Below are 22,447 nucleotides of genomic sequence, written 5' to 3'. Positions count from 1 at the left end.
CAAGGAGCACCCCATGAGCAAGATGCGTACCGTTGATGCAGCGGTGGCCATCCTGGAAAAGGAAGGCGCCATCGAGGCGTTCGGCCTGCCAGGCGCCGCGATCAACCCCTTCTATTCCGCAATGCGCGCCCACGGCGGCATCCGCCACACCCTGGCCCGCCACGTTGAAGGCGCCAGCCACATGGCCGACGGCTTCAGCCGCGCCAAGGACGGCAACATCGGCATCTGCATCGGCACCTCCGGCCCTGCCGGCACCGACATGATCACCGGCCTCTACGCCGCCTGGGCAGACTCCATCCCCATGCTCTGCATCACCGGCCAGGCCCCGGTTGCCAAGCTGCACAAGGAAGACTTCCAGGCCGTGGACATCGAATCCATCGCCAAGCCCGTCACCAAGATGGCCATGACCATCCTGGAGCCCGGCCAGGTTCCGGGCGCCTTCCAGAAGGCCTTCCAGCTGATGCGCTCCGGCCGCCCCGGCCCGGTTCTCCTGGACCTGCCCATCGACGTGCAGCTGGCGGAGATCGAGTTCGACATCGATACCTACGAGCCCCTTCCCGTCGAAAAGCCCAAGGCCTCCCGCAAGCAGCTGGAAAAGGCCCTGGACATGCTGACCGCGGCCAAGCATCCGCTGATCGTGGCCGGGGGCGGCATCATCAACGCCGGCGCCTCCGCGCAGCTGGTGGAACTGGCCGAAACCCTCAACATTCCGGTCATTCCCACCCTGATGGGCTGGGGCACCATTCCGGATGACCACCGCCTGATGGCCGGCATGGTGGGCCTGCAGACCAGCCACCGCTACGGCAACGAGAACTATTTGCAGAGCGACTTCGTGATCGGCATCGGCAACCGCTGGGCCAACCGCCACACGGGCGGCCTGGACACCTACACCGCCGGCCGCAAGTTCGTGCACATCGACATCGAGCCCACCCAGATCGGCCGCGTGTTCTCCCCGGACCTGGGCATCGCGTCCGACGCCGGCGCGGCGCTGGCAGGGCTGGTTGAACTCGCCAAAGAGCGCAAGGCGGCAGGGTCCCTGCCGGACTACACCGCCTGGGTTGCCGAGTGCCAGGACCGCAAGGCCTCCCTGCACCGCAAGACGCACTTCGAGAACATCCCCATCAAGCCGCAGCGCGTGTACGAGGAGATGAACAAGTCCTTCGGCCGCGACACCATCTACGTGTCCACCATCGGCCTGTCGCAGATCGCCGGGGCCCAGATGCTGCACGTGTTCGGTCCCCGCAAATGGATCAACGCCGGCCAGGCAGGCCCGCTGGGCTGGACCGCCCCGGCAGCGCTTGGCGTGGTCCGCGGCAAGCCGGATGAGACCGTGGTGGCCCTCTCCGGAGACTACGACTTCCAGTTCATGATCGAGGAACTGGCCGTGGGCGCCCAGTTCAACCTCCCCTACATCCACGTGGTGGTGAACAACTCCTACCTGGGCCTGATCCGCCAGTCCCAGCGCGGGTTCAACATGGAGCAGAACGTGTCCCTGGCGTTCGAGAACATCAACAGCGCACACCTGTCCGAGGACACCCGCGGCTACGGCGTTGACCACCTCAAGGTGGCCGAGGGCCTGGGCTGCAAGGCCGTCCGTGTGGAGGACCCCAACGACCTCGCCGCCGCGTTCGACAAGGCCAAGGCGCTCATGGGCGAGTTCCAGGTTCCCGTGGTGGTGGAAGTGATCCTGGAAAAGGTCACCAACATCTCCATGGGCGTGGAAATCAACGCCGTCAACGAGTTCGAGCCCCTGGCCGAGACTGCCGCAGACGCACCCACCGCCATCCTGGCCCTGCAGGCATAACCATGCGCGTGGTTATCGCCCCGGACAAGTTCAAGGGTTCGCTGTCCGCGCCGGAGGTCTGCAGCCACCTGGAGCGGGGCCTGCAGCGCGGGGCCGGCGGGAACCTTGACGTGGTCCGGATTCCGGTGGCCGACGGCGGCGAGGGCACCCTCGACGCCGCCGTCGGCTCCGGCTTCACCCGCCGGAGCGCAACGGTCACCGGTCCCAGCGGGCAGCCCGTGGATGCGGACTTCGCCGTCCGCGGGCACGAAGCCGTCATCGAGATGGCCACGGCATCCGGGCTCGCGCTGATGCCGGGCGTCCGGAACAGCGGCAGGCCGGGCTCGGCTGACGCCACCACAGCCACCAGCCTGGGCACGGGCCAGCTCATCAGGGCCGCCCTGGACGCCGGCTGCCGGCGGATCATCCTGGGCGTGGGCGGCAGCGCCAACACCGACGGCGGCGCGGGGCTCCTGCAGGGGCTTGGTGCCAGGTTCCTGGACAGCAGGAACAACGAACTTCCACCGGGCGGGGCTGCGCTGGCAAACCTGCACAGCATCGACTTCACCGATTTCGAGCCCCGGCTGGTGGACACCCGCTTTGTGCTGGCATCCGACGTCGACAACCCGCTGCTGGGCGCCCAGGGCGCCCCGGCGGTTTTCGGCCCGCAAAAGGGAGCCACACAACAGGACGTCGGCATGCTCGACGCCGCCCTGGCCAGGTTTGTCGAAGTCCTGGCCAGGGAAATCGGATTCCGCGCCGTCAAGGCTGCCGAGGCTCCCGGAGCCGGGGCAGCCGGCGGCGTGGGCTACGCCGCCATCGCCGTCCTGGCCGCCACGCGGCGGCCGGGGATCGACGTCGTCCTTGAATTCACGGAACTGGAGCAGCGGCTGGCCGGCGCCGACCTGGTGATCACCGGCGAAGGCAGCCTGGATGAGCAAAGCCTGCTGGGCAAGACCCCCATGGGTGTTGCCCGGGCTGCTGCGGCGCAGGGCGTTCCGGTCATCGCCGTCTGCGGCCGGACCACCCTGGACCAGGGCCAGGCAGCGGCCGCAGGATTCGAGGATGTTTACGCTTTGACGGCGCTCGAAACCGATGTAAACAGGTGCATAGCAGAGGCAGGGCCGCTGCTGGAGCAGCTGGGCACCCAAATCAGTGCGGGGCTGGCAGCCAACAGGCCTGCCGCCGCAAGTACCAAGGAGGACCTCCGTGTCTGAAGAACGTTTCGACCTCGTCATCCGGGGCCGGCGCATCCTGACCACCGCCGGCATCGCGCCACGCGAGGTGGGCGTCCGCAACGGCAAGATCGTGGCCCTCGAACCGCTCGGCAACGGCCTGGCCGGCGCCGAGATCATCGACCTCGCCGACGACGAGACGCTGCTCCCGGGCCTGGTGGACACCCACGTCCACGTCAACGAGCCCGGCCGCACCGAGTGGGAGGGCTTCGCCTCTGCCACCCGGGCCGCGGCAGCGGGCGGCGTGACCACCATCATCGACATGCCCCTGAACTCCGTTCCGCCCACCACCACGGTGGAAAACCTCAAGCTCAAGCGCGAGGTGGCCGAAGACCAGGCGTTCATCGACGTCGGGTTCTGGGGCGGTGCCATCCCCGGCAACAAGGCCGATCTGCGCCCCCTGCATGATGAGGGCGTCTTCGGCTTCAAGTGCTTCCTCCTGCACTCCGGCGTGGACGAGTTCCCGCACCTGGACGCGGACGAGATGGAGGAGGACATGGCCGAGCTCAAGTCCTTCGACTCCCTCATGATCGTCCACGCCGAGGACTCGCACGCGATTGACCGCGCCCCGCACCCCGGCGGCGACCACTACTCCACGTTCCTTGCCTCCCGCCCCCGTGGCGCCGAGAACAAGGCCATCGCCGAGGTCATCGAACGGGCCCGCTGGACCGGTGCGCGTGCGCACATCCTGCACCTGTCGTCGTCGGACGCGCTGCCCATGATCGCCAGCGCAAAGCGCGACGGCGTCAAGCTCACCGTGGAGACGTGCCCGCACTACCTGACCCTGATGGCGGAGGAGATCCCGGACGGTGCCACCGCCTACAAGTGCTGCCCACCCATCCGGGAGGCCTCCAACCGGGAGCTGCTGTGGCAGGGCCTCCTGGACGGCACCATCGACTGCATCGTCTCGGACCACTCCCCCTCCACGCTGGACCTGAAGGATCTGGAAAACGGCGACTTCGCCGTGGCCTGGGGCGGCGTCTCCTCGCTGCAGCTGGGCCTGTCCCTGATCTGGACCGAGGCTCGGCACCGCGGCATCCCGCTGGAACAGGTGGTGTCCTGGATGGCGGAGAAGCCCGCCGGACTGGCCCGCCTCACCAACAAGGGCCAGCTGGCGCTGGGCTACGACGCCGACTTCGCCGTCTTTGCGCCCGACGAGGCCTTCGTGGTGGACGTGTCCAAGCTCAAGCACAAGAACCCCATCACCCCGTACGACGGCAAAGCCCTGTCCGGCGTGGTGCGCAAGACCTTCCTCCGCGGCGCCGTAGTGGACGGCCAGACCCCCACGGGCAGGCTGATCCGCCGCGGCGGCGTCTAGGGAGACGCCATGGCAGTGGAAGCGCACTATCCGGGGGCGGGGGCGCGGCCGGGATTTCCTTCACGCAAGGCCGCCGCCCGCGGTCTCGCGGTGTGGGTGGTTCCGGCCGAAGGAACCAGCCCGGAACTCCTGCGCCACGCCGCCCAAATGGTCCTGGCAAGGGCCCTCGAAACTGCTCCGGAGGCGGAAGTCCATTGGCCTGCCGCCGGAGCCCCCACGTCCGCCGCGGAAGGAGCCGCAGCCGACTCCTCTCCGGCTCCCTCCGCGGCGGAGAACCCCGGCGCAACTGATGACGACGGCGGCACCCGCCTGCCGCCGTCGGCCGGCCCCGTCAGCCGGGTCGCCGTGGACCTCGCCGCCGACACCGTCCTGCTGGACGGCAGGCCCGTGGCCCTGACCGGCGTCGAATACAAAGTGCTGCGCTACCTGGTGACCCACCTGTCACGGACGGTGGGCCGCGAGGAACTGCAGGAGTTCCTGGAGTCCCTCGATTTCCCCGGCGCTACGGCACGCTCCATCGACGTCTACGTGGGCAGGATCCGCAAGAAACTGGGCAACGCCCGCCATGCCGTGGCAACTGTCCGCGGCGGCGGGTACCAGTTTGTGCCGGGTCCGCACGCTGCAGTTCGTGGACCGGCGGAATACTGCATATGACGCGCTGGTTTGTATCAGTAAGCGGCAACCCGCTTCACTTGATGTTTGGCCATCACTGACCGAGTCTTACAAAGGAACGCCATGAGCCCCACCCTGACCACCAAGCTTCAGCCCGGCACCCCGGCTCCTGAATTCACCCTCCGGGACGCCCAGGGCCGGGAGACCTCCTTGGCCGATTACCGTGGCAAGAACGTCATTGTCTACTTCTACCCGAAGGCCGCCACCCCCGGCTGCACCACCGAGGCCTGCGACTTCCGCGACAGCCTTGCCTCCCTCCAGGGCAAGGGCTACGAAGTCATCGGGGTTTCCCCGGATGCCCAGGAAGCCCTGGCCGGCTTCAGCGGCGACTTCTCCCTGACCTTCCCCCTGCTCTCGGACCCCGACCATGCCGTTGCCCTGGCCTATGGCGCCTGGGGCGAGAAGCTGGTCAAGGGCGAAATCCACGAAGGCATTGTCCGCTCCACCGTTGTGGTGGACCCCGAAGGCAAAGTCACCCTGGCCCAGTACCAGGTGCAGGCCGACGGCCACGTCGCCCGCCTCAAGGAGGCCCTGGGCGTCTAGGACGATCCATCACCTGCTGCGGGTTTTCCCCGACGCTTCCGCACGTGCTGCGGGAGCGTCCGGGCGTTTAACCACCTGCCTTCGCCTCCGCCGCCACGTGGGCATACGAAGCCGAAACCCGGCGGTAAACGGGAGTCAGGAAGGCCAGCAGGGCGGCCGCGATCATGATGATGCCGGCCACCAGGAAAACCAGGGCGATTCCGCGGGAGGTGCCCCCGCCAAGCAGCGGGTCCAGTCGGGCTGCACCTTCCGCTGACCGTGCGTACGGGATGATCCAGAACTGGGCAATGGGCGCGATGACGAACGCGGTGACCGGTGCGGCAGCGGACTCGAATGCCATGGCGAAGCCAAAAACGCGCCCCTGCCGCTCCAACGGCACCACCCGTTGGATGACGGTCTGCTCGGCCGCCTCCACGAACGGGACCAGCACCAGGTACAGCCAGATCCCCAGGATGTAGAGCCACGCCCACTCCCGCAGCGTGAAGACCGCACCCAGCACTCCCATGGCCGCCACCGCAACCAGCAGGGTGCGCAGGGGGTTGGCGCCGAGCCCGAACTTGCCGATCAAGGCGCCGCCGATGATGAACCCGGTGGATCCGACCGCAAAAACAGCACCCCACATCTGCACTGAGAACATTTCCAGCCCGTACGGATCCATCAGCGCCATGTACACGCCGCCGATGAAGTTGTTGAACGTGGAGAACAGGATCAGCGCGAACAGCCCCGAAATGGCCAGCACTGCCGCGAGCGAGCCCCTCAGGTCGAACCCGCCGCGGGCGTCTGTTGCCGCGGGCCGCACCTCCTCGGGCATCCGCAGGGTCAGCAGGTGGGCGAAGGCCAGCGCCGTGAGCACCAGCGCGACGGCGATGGTCCAGCCCATGCCCAGCAGACCGACGGACAATCCGGACAGCAGGGAGGTGACAATGAACATCAGCCCCTGCACCATCCCCACCAGCCCGTTGGCATTGGCACGGCGCTCCGGTTCGATCAGGATGGTGACGGTGGTGGACAGGGCAATGTTCCGCAGGTTCTCCACCACGGCGCCGACCAGGATGACCAGAGTGAAGATCCAGAACCATGCCTGCCCCAGGTCCAGCAGTGACGCGGCAGGCACCAGCAGGAACATCACCCCGGACAGCACGAACATGACCAGCGTGAAGCAGGCAGCGAAGCGCATCACGGCCAGCTTGCGGCAGCGGTCCACGAAGGTGCCGAAGCTGATGCTGGAGAGGGCAATCAGCAGCATGTACGCGCCGCCCACCACCCCGGTGGCAATCACGTTCCGCGTCTCCAGGTACAACCAAAAAGTCAGCGCGAACCACAAATAGCTGGTGGTGATGTTGGCCAGGGCTGTGTTCACCAGGATGCCGGTGAAGGTGCGGGAGCGCTCTGCCGGGCTCCGCAGGAAGGTGCCGGTGGAGTCGGAATCCGCAGCCGCCCTGCCCGGTTCCTGCTCGGTCATGCGTCCCAGTGTAGTGACGGCGCCCGCCTTTTGGTCCCCCCTGTTTCGCACGTGGGTGTGAGGATAGTTCCATGGCGATCGAGGTTCGTCCGGCAACAATTTTCGAGGACGTGAAGACACTGGTGGGGCCCAAACGGCCGGATGCCACCGTCTGCTGGTGCCTGAGCTACCGCATCCCGTCCCGCCAGAACGTCTCCCTCCGTGGCGGGGAACGCGGGGAGCTGGTCCGCCAGTTGGTGGCCCAGGATCCCCCGCCCGGCATTGTGGCGTACGACGGCGGCGAACCCGTTGGGTGGGCAGCGGTCCATCCGCGGGCGGACACGGCCTTTGCCCGCAACAGGAAGATCCCGCATGTGGACAACCAGGACGTGTGGTCGGTGTGGTGCCTGCGCGTCCGTCCCGGCCACCGCGGCAAAGGCATCTCGCACGTTCTGCTGGCAGGCGCCGTGGAGATGGCCCGCTCCTATGGGGCCCCGGCCATCGAGGGTTATCCGGTGGACAACAACGGCCGCAAGGTGGACCTCACCATGGCCTACGTGGGCACCCGGAAGCTGTTCGAGGATACTGGCTTCACCAAGGCTGCGGACACCACCTCGGTGCTCAACGGCTTTCCCCGGGTGCTGATGCGGCTGCAACTGGAATAACTGCGCTACTTCCGGTGCCAGTACTTTCGCCAATCGACTTCCATGGCCCACAGCGCCAGCAGCATCGCGTCCATGGTCATGAGTCCAGCCATCAGGTACGACCAACCGACAAACAAACTCACAGCAATCTCCTGACTATCCCCAGCCAATCGATTGCTGCTAAGTGTGGCACCTAGAGCGCCGCTACGGAATGCCCTCCACCCGCAGTCTTGAAAAGGATTCCCAGCCTGTGGTGCGCCTCGGTCTCGAGCTTGAGCCGGCGGGTCAGTTTCTCCACGTGCCGGGACATCTCCTCCCCCACGGGGAGCCGGTCTCCGGGCCAGCTGGAAACTTCCCGCGATTCGGCCAGCGCGTTCTCCAGTTCCCTGGCCGCTGCCCGCACTTTTCGTGAGTGGAAATAGAGGCGAAGCAATGCCTTGGCCTTGTCCGCTCCCCTCTTTTTGACTTGTTCCATGCTGCTTCCCCGCTCTCCGCAACCATGAAGCCCGCCGCGTGGCCCGTCGTCGGGCTTTTCCGCCTGCACGCTGCTGCGTTCCTTCGAGTGTGACGTCCGTTCCTCAACGTCCCGGCAAGCAGATGCCAAGATTTCCGCAAGATCTGCTGAGGGGGCCGCATACAACGTTTCTGTCAGCGAAGTCACCGGAAACTGTGGAGCCTAAGACATGCCCCGTGCGCCTTAATACTGTAGAAGTAGAGCTATGGTCTCTCCCCCCGAAACCCGCCGTGCCGTGGTCATCGAAGACGACCCCGACATCCGCGGGCTCCTGGTCCGCGTCCTGGTGAAGCAGGGTTTCGACGTCACCCAGGCCGGGGCAGGGCTCCCGGGGGTGGAGGAAGTCCGCCGCACCAGGCCGGACCTGGTAACCCTGGACCTGAACCTGCCGGACCTTGACGGGCTGGAGGTCTGCAAGCTCCTTCGCGAGTTCTCGGACGCGTTCATCGTGATGCTCACCGCCCGTGCGGACGAACTCGACAAGCTGACCGGCCTGGACAACGGCGCCGACGAATACATCAGCAAGCCGTTCAGCCCCCGGGAACTGCAGTCCCGGATCAATGCACTGTTCCGGCGCCGGCCCTCAGCCGCGGCGGAGTCCGCCGCCCGGGGCGAGCTGGAACGCGCCACCGAAGTGCAGCAAAGCCTCCTGCCCAAGGAAGACATCCGGGTTGACGGTTACGACGTGGGGGGCCTCTTCCGCCCATCCCAAAGCGTGGGCGGCGACTTCTACGATTGGTACCAGACGCCGGACGGGCTCCACCTCACTTTCGCCGATGCCATGGGCAAAGGCATGGGGGCGGCGCTGATCGCGGCAACAGTCCGCGCAGTGATGCGTTCCACGGGCCTGCGGCAGGACCTCGACGCCGGGTTCGGCGCCGCCAGCAAGGCGATCGCCGCCGACCTGGACTCCTCCAACTCATTTGTCACCCTGTTCCATGCCCGCCTGGACGCGGCATCAGGCAAGGTCAGCTATGTAGACGCCGGGCACGGCCTTGCGCTGCATGTCCAGCCGGCCGGACCGGCGGACCGCCTCCCCTCCGGCGGACCACCGGTTGGCGCCTGGCCGGGGACCCAGTGGCCGCAGGCGGGCCTGGAGCTGGCCCCGGGCGACTCGCTGGTTGTGGTCAGCGACGGAGTGCTGGATGTGTTCGGGTCAGTGGAGGACTTCACCGAGGCAGTGCAGCACGCAACGCAGTCCGCAGGTACGGCGCAGGAAGCCAGCAACTCCATCCTGGCCCTCGCCCCGGCAGAAACCGCCGAAGACGATGTCACCGTGGTTGTGGTCCGCCGCCTGCCCGTGGAGGTGCCGGCTTGATCCGCTTCTGGACCCGCGTGGTGGTTGTCCTGACCGTCCTGACCGGCCTGAACTACATCGCGTGGCGCTGGATGGCGTCCCTCAACTGGGACGCCTGGTGGATCGCCCTGCCGTTGGTGGTGGCCGAAACCTACAGCCTCATCGACGTCATGCTCTTCGGCATGACCGTGTGGAAACTGAGGATCCGCAAAGGCGCTCCCGCGCCGCCGCACGATGCAACCGTGGACGTCTTCATCACCACCTACAACGAAGACCTGGACATGGTCCTCACCACCGCACTGGCGGCCCAGAAGATCCGGCACCCGCACAGCACCTGGATCCTGGACGACGGCGCCCGGCCCGAGCTCAAGGCCCTGGCCGAACAGCATGGCCTGGGCTACGTCACCCGCAGCGAGGACTGGACCAAGGACCTCCCCCGCCATGCCAAGGCCGGGAACCTGAACAACGCCCTCATGGTGACCCACGGCGAGTTCCTGCTGATCCTGGACGCGGACCAGATCCCGGAGCCGGACATCCTGGAAAAGACCCTGGGCTACTTCAACAACCGCCGGGTGGCCCTGGTCCAAACCCCCCAATACTTCAGCAATGTGCCGGCCGATGATCCGCTAGGCAGCCAGGCGCCCCTGTTTTACGGTCCCATCCAGCAGGGCAAGGACGGCTGGAACGCTGCCTTCTTCTGCGGCTCCAACGCCATCCTTCGCCGCGAGGCCCTGATGCAGCTGGGCCTGGTGGGCTACGTCAAGGAGACCGAGAAGAGTATCCGCCGTGCCCTGGCCGCATCCCGGGCAGCCATCAAGCAGGCCCGCAAGTCAGCAGACGTGGACTCTCCCCTGGTGGCCGAGGTCCTCGACGAGGTGGAGGCAGCCACCCGCGAGGCCCAGGAGGAAGTGGACGCCGGCAGGCCCCTCAGCGAGGTCACGTACCGCGTCCGCCGCCGCGTGGATGCCGCCGTCCAGACCCTGGTCCAGGCCGACGTCGCCGCCCTGCAGGCCGACCTCGAAGAGATCGCCGCCATGGAACTGGCCCACGTGGGCGAGTCCGGCGTCCCGGTGGTGGCCGACGACGCCGTCCAGCGCATGTCCGCCCGTGACTGGTCGCCGCTGGGCGCCCTGGAATCCGTCCAGGCCGTCCTGGACGCGCTGACCGTGGAGCGCAGCGACGAGGCCCAGCCGGTAATGCCGCTGGCCACCATCTCCGTCACCGAGGACATGGCCACCGCCATGCGCATGCACGCCATGGGCTGGGAGAGCGTCTACCACCACGAGATCCTGGCCTACGGCCTGGCGCCGGAGGACCTGAAGACCATGCTCACCCAGCGCCTCCGCTGGGCGCAGGGCACCATCCAGGTGCTGCTCCGCGAAAACCCGCTGGTCCAGAAGGGCCTCAAGCTCGGCCAGCGCCTGATGTACTTCGCCACCATGTGGACCTACCTCAGCGGGTTCGCCGCGGTCATCTACTTCGCGGCCCCCATCATCTACCTGCTGCTGGGCATCCTGCCGGTCAGCAGCCTGAGCTGGGACTTCTTTATCCGCTTCATCCCGTTCATGGTGGTCAACCAGCTGCTGTTCGCCGTGGCCGGCCGCGGAATCCCCACCTGGCGCGGGCAGCAGTACAGCCTGGCGCTGTTCCCCACCTGGATCAAGGCATGCACGACGGCGGCCCGTAACGTGTGGTTCGGCCGTCCCCTTGGGTTCGCGGTCACCCCCAAGGCGCGCCAAAGCGGCGGACCCAGCTGGAGCCTCATCCGGCCCCAGATCGTGGTGTCCATCCTGCTTGCCGTCGCCGCCGTCGTCGGAATCATCCGCCTTGCCGCCGGGCTGGCGGAACCGCTGGGCACCCTGGTCAATGTTGTCTGGGTGGTTTTCGACCTGGTGGTCATGAGCATCCTGGTCCGCGCCGTGCTCTACAAGGGGTACGAACCGGCCGCAGAACCTGCAAACAGAGAGGAACCCTGATGGAGTTCAGTTACGAGGTCAAAGATTCGTACGCGGAAGTCAAGGCGGACGGGCGGCTCAACATGGTCTCCGCGCCCAAGCTGCGCGAGTTCGTCACGGATGTCATTGCCGGCGGGTCCAACCGGATCGTGGTGAACCTGGAAAACACCGCCTTCATGGATTCCTCCGGGCTGGGCGCGCTGATCGGCTGCCTCAAGGCGGCCCGCCAGGCCGGCGGCGACCTGCGGATCGCGGCGGTGCAGCCCCAGGTGAACATGGTCCTGAAGCTCACCAGCATGGACAAGGTCCTTACGGCGTATGCCACAGCCGAAGAGGCGTTCGGCAATGACTGAGGTCCTGGCCTCGCGCAGCTTCCGGGGGCCTGCTGCCGAGGACGCCATCGAAGCGGTCCACAACGACCTGGACAGCCTTTGGCTGGACGTTCCGTTCGTCAACGACATGGACCAGATGACGTTTACCACCGCAGTCATCGAGTCCGCCTCCAACATCGTCCAGCACGCAAGGCCGGCCGGGGACCGGGAGGTGGAACTGGGGGTGGAGACCACCGTGCAGCCCACGCTGCTGCAGGCCCGGGTGAGTGCCTACAACGCCAAGCCACCGTACGGCCCCATGGAGCCGGCCACGCCCGGCGACGACGCCGAGTCGGGCCGCGGCCTGGCGCTGATCGAGGCGCTGGTCACCACGGTGACCTTCGAGCGCCAGGGTGCCACCAACACCTGGGTCCTTTCCAGGACGTCCTCCCAGGATTAGGACTGCCCCTGCCGGAGCTGCGCGCCGCCGCTTGACACGGCCACGCGGCTGTTCTTGAATATTACGTATGCTGAAATAACAGTTCCATGATGCGGAAGCCTTGTTTGGGGAAATCCCCGAACAGGCGCCGGGTTCTCCGGCATCCGCATAGCCGTCACCATGGATGCCAGCATGACCATCGAGGAATACGCCAGCATGAAGCTAGCCGAATTCAACGCCGCCGGCTCCGCCGCGGCCCAGGCCACCCTCCGGCCCTGCATCGACGTCAGCCGCTGGGTGGAGGCGGTGGCAGCAGCCCGGCCGTTCGCCAGCCGGGACCAGCTGCTGGAGTTCGCCGCCCAGGCAGCCAACCCCTTCACTCCTGCGGAGGTTGACGCCGCCATGGCCCACCACCCCAGGATCGGGGAACGTCCGACGGCGGCCAGCACCGAGGCGTCCATGTCCCGTTCCGAGCAGGCCGGGGTGGATCCGGCCGATGCTGCGGCAGCAGAAGCCCTGGCCCGGGGGAACCGCGAGTACGAGGAGAAGTTCGGCCGCGTCTTCCTGATCCGGGCCGCCGGACGCACCGCTCCGGAAATCCTGCAGGCCCTGAACCAGCGGCTCGGCAATTCCCCGCAGGAGGAAGACACCATCGTGGCCCAGCAGCTGCGCGAAATCGCCGTACTGCGGCTTGAAGGACTGATCAGCGAATGAGCGTTTCCCACGTGACCACCCACATCCTCGACACCGGCGCCGGGCGCCCGGCGGCGGGGGTCGCCGTCGTCCTTTTGAAGAACGACGGCGGTACCTGGCGCGAGCTGGCCACCTCCAGCACGGACGCCGACGGCCGGGCGAAGGACCTGGGGCCTGAACAGCTGGAGCCCGGGCACTACAAGTTGAACTTCGCCACGGGCACGTACTACGCCGGCCTGCAGACCGCGACGTTCTTCCCTGAAGTGGACCTGGTCTTCGAAGTCACCGGCCCGGAGCATTACCACGTTCCTTTGCTCCTGAGCCCGTTCGCGTACTCCACCTACCGCGGCAGCTAGGCCGGCCTGGGGGCGCCCGGGTGTCAAGCGCGTTAACCCAATGTCACCGCCGTCACAGTTTCCGGCATAGGATCAGGAAGTATGGCTTCGAATAGAGACCCTGAATCCGATACCGATGCCGAAGGCGGCCAGTCCGGCGGCGTGCAGTCCGTGGAGCGCGCCCTGACCGTCCTGGAGATCCTCGCCCGGGAAGGGCACGCGGGCGTGAGCGAAATAGCCGAGGAAATGGGGATCCACAAGTCCACCGTCTCCCGGCTGATGGGATCGCTGGTGACCCGCGAGATGGTGCACCAGAACAGCGAGCGGGGCAAGTACCAGCTCGGTTTTGGAATCCTGCGCCTGGCCAGTTCCATCCCCGGGCGGCTCAGCCTGGTCCGCGAGGCACGGCCCGTCCTGGAAAGCCTGGCCGACGAATTCAAGGAAACCGTCAACCTCGCGGTCCTGCGCTCGAACTACGCGGTGAATGTGGACCAGGCCATGGGCCCGTCCACCCTGGCCACCTACGACTGGGTGGGGAGCCTCACCCCGCTGCACGCCACGTCCAGCGGCAAAGTCCTCCTGGCTGCCCTGGAGGCGGACGACCGGGACCGTATCCTCAAGGAGACGGGCCTTGCTGCCCGGACTGCCCGCACCATCACCAGCCGCAAGGAACTGGACGCACAGCTGCTCGAGGTAGCCGCCAAGGGGTACGCCGTGGTGCACGAGGAGTTCGAGATCGGCCTGAATGCCGTGGCGGTGCCGGTCTACAACCACCAGGGCACCGTGATTGGCGCCCTCAGCATCTCCGGCCCGGCCTTCCGGTTCGACCCCGAGAAGATTCCTGGCCTGCTCGAATCGCTCAAGGAAGCCGGGCTCCAGGTCAGCGCCAATATGGGGTACACGCGGAAATGACACAACAATGGCCCCGGGCAGTGCCCGGGGCCATTGTTGTGTCCCCGAACGGTTGGCCTGCCCTTTCGCCTATGCGGGAGCCGCTGCCGGCGCACTGAACCCGGACGCTGGAGCGCAACAACAAGCGCACTATGCAACAGCTCGGTCCGGCGACACAATGCGCCCCAAGAGGTTCACGCTGCCTGGCATCCTTGACTTTCAAAGTGACGTACAGCACTCTTGTTGCTTAGCGCGAACTCTGTTGATCTTTGCGGAACACCTCCCCCATGGGGCTCAAGGCCCTGCCACCGCTGGCGAACGGCCACGCGGCAATTCACCCCCGGATTGCTCTGCCCGATTCCCAGCACTAAACGCAAGCCCATGGACTAGCCAAAGGACCCGCTTTCATGGCCATTAATAGTGATCTAACCTCCGCCAAGCCAAAAGTGCCGCCTTCAGATGGCGCTCCCCCCGAGCCTCTGGACACCGACCAAGAGGAATCGACAGCCGCCCTTCCCGCCGTCAACGAACACAAGCAGATTCTGGCCGAACTGCGGCTGAGTAACAGGGAGCAGGCCGTCTCCCAGCGCCGCGACCGGAAGCTGACGCTGGACAAGGCCACGTTCGGCATCACCGGCGCCATTGCCCTTGCCTTCGTGGTGTGGGGATTTGCCGACAAGGACAGCCTGGCCACCACTTCCAAGGACGCCCTGGACTGGGTCATGGAATACACCGGCTGGCTCTTCATGGTCCTGGCGTCCCTGTTCGTCGTGTTTGTCCTGTGGCTGGCCATGGGCAAGTTCGGCAACATTCCGCTGGGCAAGGACGGCGAAAAACCTGAATTCCGCACGGTGTCATGGATCGCCATGATGTTCGCCGCCGGAATGGGCATCGGCCTGATGTTCTATGGGGTGGCCGAGCCGCTGTACCACTTCGTTTCTCCCCCGCCCGGAACGGTTGACGGGCGCACCCCGGCAGCCATCCAGACTGCCATGGCCACCTCGATTTTCCACTGGACCCTGCACCCCTGGGCCATGTATGCGGTGGTGGGCATTGCCATGGCCTATGGCACCTACCGGCTGGGACGCAGGCAACTGATCTCCGCCGCCTTCACCTCGTTGTTCGGCATCAGGACCGTTGAGGGGCCGGTGGGCAAGGTCATCAACATCCTGGCCATCTTCGCCACCCTCTTCGGTACCGCCGCGTCACTGGGTCTTGGCGCCCTGCAGATCGGGAGCGGCTTCACCTCGAACGGCTGGACAGGCGAGATCGGAACACCCGTGCTCGTGGCCATCGTGGCCATCCTGACAGCGTGCTTCATCGCCTCCGCCGTGTCCGGCATCAGCCGTGGAATCCAGTGGCTGTCCAACGTCAACATGGTCCTTGCAGTGGTCCTCGCCGCCATCGTCTTCGTGGCGGGCCCCACTCTTTTCATCCTCAACCTCATCCCCTCGGCGGTGGGCGACTATCTGCGCGACCTGGCCGAAATGTCCTCCCGCACCGAGGCCGTTGGCGACGAGGCGCTGCGGACCTGGATGTCCGGCTGGACCATCTTCTATTGGGCCTGGTGGATTTCCTGGACGCCCTTCGTGGGCATGTTCATCGCCAGGATCAGCCGCGGCCGGACCATCCGGCAGTTCGTCACCGGCGTACTGCTGGTCCCCAGCATTGTCAGCGTCATCTGGTTTGGCATCTTCGGCGGTACGGCCTTCCACATCCAGCAGGAAGCTGACAAAGCCGGCACGCCGGGCCTGATGACCGTCACCGACGGCAAGGCAACCATCGATTTTGACGGCGCCCTGTTCAACCTGGTGAAGAACCTCCCCCTGCCGGAGTGGATGATTGCGGCCGTAATTGTCCTGGCCATGGTCCTGGTGGCAATCTTCTTCATTACCGGTGCTGATTCCGCCTCCCTGATCATGGCGTCGCTGAGCTCCAACGGCAGCTCCGACCCCAAGCGTGCCCTGGTCATCTTCTGGGGCGCCCTCACCGGCGCCGTGGCCGCCGTCATGCTTTTGGCCGGCGGTGACCAGCCCTCCGAAGCGTTGTCGGGCCTGCAGCGGATCACCATCGTCGCTGCCCTGCCCTTCGTGATCGTCATGCTGTTGCTTTGTTTCGCCATCACCAAGGACCTGCGCAGGGACCCCCTTTCCCTGCGCCGCCGGCTGGCGGACTCTGTGGTGGAACGGGCTATCCGGGCGGGCGTGGAGCAACACCGGGGCGCGCAGTTCGACCTTGTGACAAAGCACGAGTGCGCAGAAGAGTGCGCCGATGGCCAGAGGTGCCCGGGCAAGGGGCAGGATCTGGAGAAGGCAGCCACACGTTAGGTAAACACCCGAATTTGGCCCCGGCGCATCATGCGCCGGGGCCAAATCCTTTAATGGCCCTGCGGCTAGGCCACCACCATGCAACCCTGCAGCTGGTAACCGGCCTCAGGCACCGGCTGCACTTGCCTGTCCGCGCACAAACGCCCCACGGTGGCCAGCACCTCACCGAAAACAGGGTCCGGCTGGAGGCGGCGGAGTTCTTCGGCGAGGCATTCGCTGAGGCTGCGGCGTGGGAGCGGGATCCGCTGGGCAGGGTGGCCGGGTTGGGTGAGTTCGGCGACGAAGCCTCCGGGGCGGAGAAGCTGAATCCGACCGTCGGCCAGCGTGAGGCTCACTCGGCCAAGGCCTGATCCTGCCGGTCCTGCAACCTTGTTCACAGGTACGTCCAGCGCGAGCTTGAGCCAGGCAGCCATCAGCAGCGGGCTGGGGGAATCCGGGGCGCCCTCCACCTCGGCGGCAAGCACCAAGGATGGGTCGACCTGGTCCAGGGCTGCTGCGAGCTGGATCCGCCAGTTGGTCAGTCGGGTCCAGGCGAGGTCGGTGTCGCCGGCCTTGTAGGTGCGGTGGATCCGTTCCAGTGCGGCCTGGGGGTCGGGTTCGTTCGCGGAGTCGGTGATCCTGCGGTGCGCGATCGCGCCGATGGAGGTCTCGCACGCGTTCGCGGGGGCGCCGTGCGGCCACCAGGCCACGATCGGGGCGTCCGGAAGCAGCAGCGCGGCCATCAGGGACCCGGACTCGTGGGCCAGTTGGCCATAGCCGCGCAGCACGATCACTTCCGAGGCGCCGGCGTCCCCGCCCACCCGGATCTGCGCGTCGAGCCGGTCTTCGGCGTCCTTCCCGGCGTCGGCGAGGACGATGATCCGGCAGGGGTGTTCCCGGCTGGCGTCGTTCGCGGCCTCGATCGCTTCTTCCTCGAGCCCGGACTTGGTCACGACCACCAGGGTCAGGACCCGGCCCAGCGCGATCACGCCGCCCTGCTCGCGCAGGGCCATGAGTTTCTTGGACACCTTCGAGGTAGTGGTGTCGGGCAGGTTAACGATCATGGCCTTCTCCAGGTTCGTCCGCCACGGAATGGGCTCGATGAGGGCATGGCACAGCGGCGGCCCCACCCCGGTCCAGGTGGAGCCGCCGCCGTATGCCAGGGCCTAGTTGATGGCAGCCTGGAGTTCCTTGGCGGCCAGAGCCGGATCTGCGGCGCCGTAGATGGCGCCGCCGGCCACCGCCACGTCGGCTCCTGCGGCCTGGACGGCTGCGATGGTGCTGACGTTCACGCCGCCTGCCACGGAGAAGGGCACCTGCGATTCTTCGCCCGCGCGGAGCAGTCCAGTCAGGTCGAACCCGGGCTTTGCCTGCTCGTCCAGGCCCGCGTGCATCTCGACGAACTTCGCACCCAGGGCGCGCACTTCCCTGGCCCGGGTGGCCTTGTCCGCGATGCCGATCAGGTCAACGACGACGCCCTTGCTGTGTGCCTTTGCGGCCTTGACGGCGCCCGCGATCGTAGAGTCATCGGCGGAGCCGAGCACGGTGACCAGGTCGGCGCCCGCCTTGAAGGCGATGTCGGCTTCGAGTTCGCCGGCGTCCATGGTCTTCATGTCGGCGAAAACCAGCTTGTCCGGGTGGGCTTCCTTGATGGCCGTAACGGCGGAGAGGCCCGCAGCCTTGATGAGGGGCGTGCCCAGTTCGATGATGTCCACGTATTCAGCGACCTTGCCGGCCAGCTCGAGGGCGTCCTCGACGGTGAGGAGGTCAATGGCTACCTGAAGTTTCATTGCTTCTTCTTTCTGTTGGGGTTTTGTCCAAAGGACTGGAAAGTCGGGAAAGGTCTATTCGAGGTTGGCGTGGCGCAGCCACAACTGCTCGGCGGGGACGTCGGCGTTGTCCCAGAGTGTTTGGAACACCGCCTCCGTTGCCACGAAGAGCACCTGTTCAAAGAGGCTCCCGGAGTACTGGCGGGAGACGCCCGAGCCGTGGTCGGTCTTTTGCTGGGCCGGGAGCAGCACGACGGCGTCAGCCAGTCCTGCGAGTGCCGAACCGGGGTTGGCAGTGAAGGCGACGATCCGGGCCCCCGCCTTGGCGGCGGTCTCGGCGGCCTTCACGATCCCCGACGTGCTGCCGGAGCCCGATGCGACGAGCAGAAGGTCACCCTTCCGGATGGCGGGGGTGGTGGTGTCCCCGGCCACGTGGACCACGAGGCCGAGGTGCATCAGCCGCATCGCTGCCATCCTCAGCACCAGGCCGCTGCGGCCTGCCCCGGCCACAAAGACGCGGTCGGCGTTCTCCAGCATCGAGACCGCCTGGCGCAGCCTGTCCGGGCTGATGCGGGCCGCGGTGTCTGCGATCTCCCTTAACACCAGGGAGATATTGCCCGTGATGGCCCCGCCGGTTGCTTCCACCGCGGGAGCGGTCAGAACGGTTGAGTCCATATCTCCTCCTTCATCGTGTACCTGGCATCCATCGTGCCGAAACGGGCGGGTAGGTGATACGCCAATTCGGGATGGTTTTAACCACCCGTTCGGGTAGTTCAGGACGGGATTCTTCGCGTAATCTGTCGAGATGATTGAGAGCACCCCGCCCGTTCGGCTGGTTACGGACTTCCCCGAAACCGCCCTTCCCTGGCCCCTGCTCCGCGCGGTGGCCCGGATCGCGGAGGCGCCCCTCTCCGCCATTGCCGAACGGCTGCACGAAGCTGTCCGCCCCTACACTGGCGGCGACGCCCTGGTGATCTTCACCGAGGAATGCACAGGACGCCCGCAGAAGAAGTCAGGCGACGGGGAGGTGGTGGCCCGGGTATCGATCAGCGAACTCCAGCAGCTGCGCGAGCAGGTGGCCGCTGAGGGGCCTTGGGCGGGAACGGCACAGATCGCAGGCAGGCAACGGCAGGCCTTCGCCCTGAGGTACGCTCCCAGCAACGCTTTGCTGGTCATTACCTATCCCGGGACGGCCGGGGGCCGGCAGCAGGCCGGGGACATGGAGAACCTGGACCTCGTGTCCTATCTCTGGGTAATGGCAGCACGCCGGATCCAGGAGAAGGTGAAGGATGCGCCGCCGTCCTACCTGCTGGAGTCACGGGCAGCATCCGCGGAACGGATCAGGGTCACGGGCGAGCTGGTGGACCTTCATTCCACAACCCTGGAAACCATCCTGGCGGCCGCACGGTCAGGCTCCCTGGATGACGCAACGGCACGGGCCACCGTCAGTGACGCCGCGGCCAAGGCGCTGGTGGAACTGCGCACGCACAATGACCAGACGGCAGAACTGGTGAAGGAACCGGTGGCCACCGCCTTCGAACGGCTTCGCGAGGATCTGCGTCCGCTGACCCGGTTCAGTGGGATCGACGTGCAATTCATCGAACCCCCCTTGAATGGCCGGGCGCTGCCCGGCGAGGTAGCCATCGCGGCGCGGGCCATCGTGCGCGGGCTGCTGTTGGCCATGATGGAGCAACCGGAAGTCCGCAGGGTGCGGACCCAGTGGGACTGCGACGGCGAAAACCTGCTGATCAATGTCCGGGACGACGGACGGGGCGGACTCTCGGCTGACGCCCCGAACATGGAACGGCTGCAGCGCAGGGTCCAGGCACTGGACGGCCGCATGGAAGTCGATCTCATGCCGGGGTGGGGCGCGGACATTTCCGTCACGCTGCCCCTGGACCCGCCTGCTTCTCCGGCAGACGTCTCGGGCTGGAACCTCGCGGCCCGGGAACTCGAGGTCCTCCAACTGCTGGCTGCGGGCCAACGCAACCGAAGCATAGCCGCCGCGCTCAACATCAGCGAGAACACGGTCAAGTTCCACGTGCGGAACCTGTTCAGGAAGCTGGGCGTGGCTTCGCGGACCGAAGCCATTGCGCTGGCCCACAGCCACGGACTGCGTTAGGACCTGCAGCGTCGAGGGCTAAGAACAGTCACACCCAGATCTGGTAGCCCGATTGCTTGTCGAAGATGCGCCGCGTGCTGATGCCCTCGGCGGCTATCCAGAGCACCGATCCATCCTCCGCAGCCTGGTCCACCACCCCGCTGGCCACGCACTCCCCCAGTAGCCACACCTCGACATTGCGGCCAGGCAGGCGCGCCCAGTCAGTCCGGAGGCCAAGGGCCTTTTTCGACGTGCCGCCGCCCTGGCCACGTTGTTGACGGTCAAGGCCGGTGGCTCTCCGCGGGGCTTCAAGGGTTGCCTGGGAATTCACTGGTCGCTCCGTTCGCCGGCGCCATCGCCGCTCATGGGAATCCAACTCTGATATTTGATTGATATATCAATCTGGATTCAGAGTATGGTGCAGGTCACACCCGATGTCAACAGACGCGCAGACCGGCCGGGACTAAGCCTTGAAGAGGGCCTCCCGGACCGCATGCTCGAATCCACTCACGTGGGCCTTGGCAAGCTCGGAGGCCCGCTCCTCATCCCCGTCAATGACGGCGCGGAGCAGATCGAGGTGTTCGCGCACGTGGTGGGACAGGTCCGGCAGGCGGTCGATGACCATGCACCAGATCCGCGTTGCCAGGTTGTCATAGCGGATCAGGATGTCCTCCAGGTGAGGGTTGGCAGCGGCGGCGTAAATGCCCTGGTGCACCCGGGCATCCAGCTGCAGCGTCTCGGTTACGGTTGCTGCGGCAACATCGAATGCCTCGACCTTCTCGAGCGTGGCACGCAGCCCGTCCCGAACCGCCGGGGATGCCACCCGGGCAGCACGTGCGGCAGCAAGGGGCTCGAGCTGGGCCCGGATTTCCGAGATGAAGGAAAGGTCGGTCACGTCCACCCTGGTGGCGAAGGTACCCCGCCGGGGGTAGGTCTTCACCAGCCGGTCCAGCTCCAGCCGCTTCAGCGCTTCGCGCACCGGAGTCCGCCCCACGCCCAGGTTCTTGGCAAGGAGCTCGTCATTCAGCAGCTCGCCGGGCTTGATTTCAAGGGTCAGCAACCAGTCGCGGATGCTCTCGTACGCGACGTCTGCCAGCGACTTCCTGCCGGCGTCGTCCGCCACCGCCAAAGCTTCGAATGCCATGCTGAGCCCCTTCTTCCCACCCAGAAAAAAACTATTGACCTCGCCTCGAGACCAGTATACGCTGACACCCAATCTAATATATCAGTCCGCAGCTTTTGAATATATCTAGAAGGAGGAGGGACATGACCCTCATTGAAACAGCTTCAGCAACCGCTACCCTGCCGGCGCTCAAGGAAGAGCAGGCGCAGAAGTTCGTGCTGACCTTGTCCTGCCGCGAGCAGGCAGGGATTGTGCAGGCCGTGACCACGTTCCTCTTCGAGCGTGGCTTCAACATCGAGGAACACCAGCAGTTCGATGACAGCCTGCGTGAGACCCTGCACCTGCGCACAGCGTTCTCCGGCTCCCCCAACTACACGCCGGCGATGCTCGAGGAAGAATTTGCGTCCATTGCAGGCCGGTTCGACATGAGTTTCAGCTTCCACGACAAGACCCAGCCGCGCGTTCTGGTGATGGTGTCCAAGTTCGGGCACTGCCTGAATGACCTGATCTTCCGCTGGCGCGGCGGCAGCCTTGGCGGCGAACTGGTAGCGGTCGTTTCCAACCACGAGACCCACCGTGCAATGGCGGAAGCCGCAGGGCTCCCCTTCATCTACGTCCCCGTCACACCGGACACGAAGGCCGACGCCGAACGCAGGCTGCTGGAGCTGGTGGAGGAGTACGAGGCCGACCTCGTGGTCCTGGCCCGTTACATGCAGGTGCTCTCCGACGATCTCTGCCGGGCGCTGGAGGGCCGGGCCATCAACATCCACCACTCCTTCCTCCCTGGCTTCAAGGGCGCACGCCCCTACCACCAGGCCTACGACCGCGGAGTCAAGCTGGTGGGCGCCACCGCCCACTACGTCACGGCGGACCTGGATGAGGGTCCCATCATCGAGCAGGAAGTCATCCGCGTGGACCACAGCTACGGCCCGGCGCAGCTGTCCACCGTGGGCCAGGACGCCGAGGCACTGGCCCTCTCCCGCGCCGTCCGCTGGCACTGCCAGCACCGCGTGCTGCTGGACCAGACCAGCACCGTGGTGTTCCGGTAAGCAGCCCTCGTCCGCAGACCTAACCCGT

23 protein-coding genes are annotated in these 22,447 nt (G+C 66.2%); 16 read left to right on the top strand and 7 right to left on the bottom strand.

The features are described from left to right. Window positions 1-13 precede the first annotated feature (13 nt). The 5 genes from gcl to bcp all read left to right on the top strand — a co-directional run bounded on the left by gcl (window position 14) and on the right by bcp (window position 5,551). On the top strand, window positions 14-1,804 hold the full coding sequence (gcl, locus tag AC6JAM_RS11065) for a glyoxylate carboligase (RefSeq protein ID WP_497934663.1): 1,791 nt from the start codon (window positions 14-16) through the stop codon (window positions 1,802-1,804). Between the two features lie 2 nt (window positions 1,805-1,806). Continuing rightward, the gene (locus AC6JAM_RS11060; protein ID WP_497934662.1) at window positions 1,807-3,000 is read left to right on the top strand and encodes a glycerate kinase; all 1,194 of its coding nucleotides are present in this window, start codon (window positions 1,807-1,809) and stop codon (window positions 2,998-3,000) included. Continuing rightward, complete coding sequence (gene allB, locus AC6JAM_RS11055; RefSeq protein ID WP_056391695.1) at window positions 2,993-4,336, top strand: allantoinase AllB; 1,344 nt, start codon at window positions 2,993-2,995, stop codon at window positions 4,334-4,336. The genes AC6JAM_RS11060 and allB overlap by 8 nt, the downstream gene beginning before the upstream one ends. Window positions 4,337-4,345: 9 nt before the next feature. Continuing rightward, window positions 4,346-4,990, top strand: a complete 645-nt coding sequence (locus AC6JAM_RS11050) for a winged helix-turn-helix domain-containing protein (RefSeq protein WP_018771758.1) — start codon at window positions 4,346-4,348, stop codon at window positions 4,988-4,990. Window positions 4,991-5,071: 81 nt separating this feature from the next. Further along, on the top strand, window positions 5,072-5,551 hold the full coding sequence (gene bcp, locus AC6JAM_RS11045) for a thioredoxin-dependent thiol peroxidase (RefSeq protein WP_018771759.1): 480 nt from the start codon (window positions 5,072-5,074) through the stop codon (window positions 5,549-5,551). A 67-nt stretch (window positions 5,552-5,618) separates the two neighbouring features. Here bcp and AC6JAM_RS11040 read toward each other — a convergent pair whose 3' ends face one another. Further along, the gene (locus tag AC6JAM_RS11040) at window positions 5,619-7,013 is read right to left on the bottom strand and encodes an MFS transporter (protein WP_018771760.1); all 1,395 of its coding nucleotides are present in this window, start codon (window positions 7,011-7,013) and stop codon (window positions 5,619-5,621) included. A 71-nt stretch (window positions 7,014-7,084) separates the two neighbouring features. On the opposite strand from AC6JAM_RS11040, the gene AC6JAM_RS11035 reads away from it, so the two are divergent. After that, a complete protein-coding gene (locus AC6JAM_RS11035; protein ID WP_018771761.1) occupies window positions 7,085-7,657 on the top strand; it encodes a GNAT family N-acetyltransferase in 573 nt (190 codons plus the stop codon). A 172-nt stretch (window positions 7,658-7,829) separates the two neighbouring features. On the opposite strand, the gene AC6JAM_RS11030 is transcribed toward AC6JAM_RS11035, so the two are convergent. Further along, window positions 7,830-8,111 (bottom strand): hypothetical protein, encoded by a 282-nt coding sequence (locus AC6JAM_RS11030; RefSeq protein WP_223992807.1) that lies wholly within the window; start codon window positions 8,109-8,111, stop codon window positions 7,830-7,832. Window positions 8,112-8,355: 244 nt separating this feature from the next. On the opposite strand from AC6JAM_RS11030, the gene AC6JAM_RS11025 reads away from it, so the two are divergent. The 8 genes from AC6JAM_RS11025 (at window position 8,356) to AC6JAM_RS10990 (ending at window position 16,398) form a co-directional block, all read left to right on the top strand. After that, entirely contained in the window at window positions 8,356-9,468 is a 1,113-nt protein-coding gene (locus AC6JAM_RS11025) for a PP2C family protein-serine/threonine phosphatase (RefSeq protein WP_497934661.1), read from the top strand. Beyond that, on the top strand, window positions 9,465-11,423 hold the full coding sequence (locus AC6JAM_RS11020) for a glycosyltransferase family 2 protein (protein WP_018771765.1): 1,959 nt from the start codon (window positions 9,465-9,467) through the stop codon (window positions 11,421-11,423). Before AC6JAM_RS11025 ends, AC6JAM_RS11020 begins: the two co-directional genes overlap by 4 nt. Continuing rightward, window positions 11,423-11,755: an STAS domain-containing protein gene (locus tag AC6JAM_RS11015; RefSeq protein ID WP_018771766.1), complete on the top strand. Its 333-nt coding sequence runs from the start codon at window positions 11,423-11,425 to the stop codon at window positions 11,753-11,755. The genes AC6JAM_RS11020 and AC6JAM_RS11015 overlap by 1 nt, the downstream gene beginning before the upstream one ends. Further along, the gene (locus AC6JAM_RS11010; protein ID WP_018771767.1) at window positions 11,748-12,173 is read left to right on the top strand and encodes an ATP-binding protein; all 426 of its coding nucleotides are present in this window, start codon (window positions 11,748-11,750) and stop codon (window positions 12,171-12,173) included. The genes AC6JAM_RS11015 and AC6JAM_RS11010 overlap by 8 nt, the downstream gene beginning before the upstream one ends. A 195-nt stretch (window positions 12,174-12,368) precedes the next feature. Further along, complete coding sequence (gene uraD / locus AC6JAM_RS11005) at window positions 12,369-12,866, top strand: 2-oxo-4-hydroxy-4-carboxy-5-ureidoimidazoline decarboxylase (protein WP_056392068.1); 498 nt, start codon at window positions 12,369-12,371, stop codon at window positions 12,864-12,866. Next, window positions 12,863-13,201 carry a hydroxyisourate hydrolase gene (gene uraH, locus AC6JAM_RS11000; RefSeq protein ID WP_018771769.1) on the top strand — a complete coding sequence of 113 codons (339 nt, stop codon included), beginning with the start codon at window positions 12,863-12,865 and terminating at the stop codon, window positions 13,199-13,201. The genes uraD and uraH overlap by 4 nt, the downstream gene beginning before the upstream one ends. A gap of 81 nt (window positions 13,202-13,282) precedes the next feature. Continuing rightward, on the top strand, window positions 13,283-14,092 hold the full coding sequence (locus tag AC6JAM_RS10995) for an IclR family transcriptional regulator (protein ID WP_478222818.1): 810 nt from the start codon (window positions 13,283-13,285) through the stop codon (window positions 14,090-14,092). 386 nt (window positions 14,093-14,478) lie between these two features. Then, complete coding sequence (locus tag AC6JAM_RS10990; protein ID WP_056391711.1) at window positions 14,479-16,398, top strand: BCCT family transporter; 1,920 nt, start codon at window positions 14,479-14,481, stop codon at window positions 16,396-16,398. Window positions 16,399-16,463: 65 nt separating this feature from the next. On the opposite strand, the gene AC6JAM_RS10985 is transcribed toward AC6JAM_RS10990, so the two are convergent. From AC6JAM_RS10985 to hxlB, 3 genes are all read right to left on the bottom strand, one after another. Then, entirely contained in the window at window positions 16,464-17,441 is a 978-nt protein-coding gene (locus AC6JAM_RS10985) for a glucose-6-phosphate dehydrogenase assembly protein OpcA (RefSeq protein ID WP_478222817.1), read from the bottom strand. 102 nt (window positions 17,442-17,543) lie between these two features. Further along, complete coding sequence (hxlA, locus tag AC6JAM_RS10980) at window positions 17,544-18,167, bottom strand: 3-hexulose-6-phosphate synthase (protein WP_018771773.1); 624 nt, start codon at window positions 18,165-18,167, stop codon at window positions 17,544-17,546. A gap of 54 nt (window positions 18,168-18,221) precedes the next feature. Further along, complete coding sequence (gene hxlB, locus AC6JAM_RS10975; protein ID WP_134165085.1) at window positions 18,222-18,821, bottom strand: 6-phospho-3-hexuloisomerase; 600 nt, start codon at window positions 18,819-18,821, stop codon at window positions 18,222-18,224. Between the two features lie 130 nt (window positions 18,822-18,951). Between hxlB and AC6JAM_RS10970 the strand changes: the two genes are divergently transcribed. Further along, complete coding sequence (locus AC6JAM_RS10970) at window positions 18,952-20,268, top strand: helix-turn-helix transcriptional regulator (protein ID WP_134165084.1); 1,317 nt, start codon at window positions 18,952-18,954, stop codon at window positions 20,266-20,268. A gap of 28 nt (window positions 20,269-20,296) precedes the next feature. Here the strand turns inward: AC6JAM_RS10970 and AC6JAM_RS10965 are convergent, their stop codons facing one another. Next, window positions 20,297-20,578 carry a hypothetical protein gene (locus AC6JAM_RS10965; protein ID WP_134165083.1) on the bottom strand — a complete coding sequence of 94 codons (282 nt, stop codon included), beginning with the start codon at window positions 20,576-20,578 and terminating at the stop codon, window positions 20,297-20,299. A 132-nt stretch (window positions 20,579-20,710) separates the two neighbouring features. Continuing rightward, the gene (locus AC6JAM_RS10960) at window positions 20,711-21,391 is read right to left on the bottom strand and encodes a GntR family transcriptional regulator (RefSeq protein ID WP_018771777.1); all 681 of its coding nucleotides are present in this window, start codon (window positions 21,389-21,391) and stop codon (window positions 20,711-20,713) included. 122 nt (window positions 21,392-21,513) lie between these two features. Here AC6JAM_RS10960 and purU point away from each other — a divergent pair, with 122 nt between their 5' ends. Continuing rightward, complete coding sequence (purU, locus tag AC6JAM_RS10955; protein WP_018771778.1) at window positions 21,514-22,419, top strand: formyltetrahydrofolate deformylase; 906 nt, start codon at window positions 21,514-21,516, stop codon at window positions 22,417-22,419. Window positions 22,420-22,447: the final 28 nt, after the last annotated feature.

The sequence above is a fragment of the Arthrobacter sp. GmRoot5-12 genome (assembly GCF_059739365.1).
Note: the sequence above shows the minus strand (reverse complement) of the source record. Positions and strands in the feature narration are given on the sequence as shown.

Coding starts and splice junctions, on each gene's coding strand:
- AC6JAM_RS11010 (WP_018771767.1), top strand. CDS start 11,748: ATGACTGAGGTCCTGGCCTCGCGCAGCTTCCGGGGGCCTGCTGCCGAG.
- AC6JAM_RS11030 (WP_223992807.1), bottom strand. CDS start 8,111: ATGGAACAAGTCAAAAAGAGGGGAGCGGACAAGGCCAAGGCATTGCTT.
- uraH (WP_018771769.1), top strand. CDS start 12,863: ATGAGCGTTTCCCACGTGACCACCCACATCCTCGACACCGGCGCCGGG.
- AC6JAM_RS10985 (WP_478222817.1), bottom strand. CDS start 17,441: ATGATCGTTAACCTGCCCGACACCACTACCTCGAAGGTGTCCAAGAAA.
- AC6JAM_RS11025 (WP_497934661.1), top strand. CDS start 8,356: ATGGTCTCTCCCCCCGAAACCCGCCGTGCCGTGGTCATCGAAGACGAC.
- AC6JAM_RS11015 (WP_018771766.1), top strand. CDS start 11,423: ATGGAGTTCAGTTACGAGGTCAAAGATTCGTACGCGGAAGTCAAGGCG.
- AC6JAM_RS10995 (WP_478222818.1), top strand. CDS start 13,283: ATGGCTTCGAATAGAGACCCTGAATCCGATACCGATGCCGAAGGCGGC.
- hxlB (WP_134165085.1), bottom strand. CDS start 18,821: ATGGACTCAACCGTTCTGACCGCTCCCGCGGTGGAAGCAACCGGCGGG.
- hxlA (WP_018771773.1), bottom strand. CDS start 18,167: ATGAAACTTCAGGTAGCCATTGACCTCCTCACCGTCGAGGACGCCCTC.
- AC6JAM_RS11050 (WP_018771758.1), top strand. CDS start 4,346: ATGGCAGTGGAAGCGCACTATCCGGGGGCGGGGGCGCGGCCGGGATTT.
- AC6JAM_RS11060 (WP_497934662.1), top strand. CDS start 1,807: ATGCGCGTGGTTATCGCCCCGGACAAGTTCAAGGGTTCGCTGTCCGCG.
- AC6JAM_RS11035 (WP_018771761.1), top strand. CDS start 7,085: ATGGCGATCGAGGTTCGTCCGGCAACAATTTTCGAGGACGTGAAGACA.
- uraD (WP_056392068.1), top strand. CDS start 12,369: ATGAAGCTAGCCGAATTCAACGCCGCCGGCTCCGCCGCGGCCCAGGCC.
- AC6JAM_RS10990 (WP_056391711.1), top strand. CDS start 14,479: ATGGCCATTAATAGTGATCTAACCTCCGCCAAGCCAAAAGTGCCGCCT.
- AC6JAM_RS10960 (WP_018771777.1), bottom strand. CDS start 21,391: ATGGCATTCGAAGCTTTGGCGGTGGCGGACGACGCCGGCAGGAAGTCG.
- gcl (WP_497934663.1), top strand. CDS start 14: ATGAGCAAGATGCGTACCGTTGATGCAGCGGTGGCCATCCTGGAAAAG.
- AC6JAM_RS10970 (WP_134165084.1), top strand. CDS start 18,952: ATGATTGAGAGCACCCCGCCCGTTCGGCTGGTTACGGACTTCCCCGAA.
- AC6JAM_RS11040 (WP_018771760.1), bottom strand. CDS start 7,013: ATGACCGAGCAGGAACCGGGCAGGGCGGCTGCGGATTCCGACTCCACC.
- bcp (WP_018771759.1), top strand. CDS start 5,072: ATGAGCCCCACCCTGACCACCAAGCTTCAGCCCGGCACCCCGGCTCCT.
- purU (WP_018771778.1), top strand. CDS start 21,514: ATGACCCTCATTGAAACAGCTTCAGCAACCGCTACCCTGCCGGCGCTC.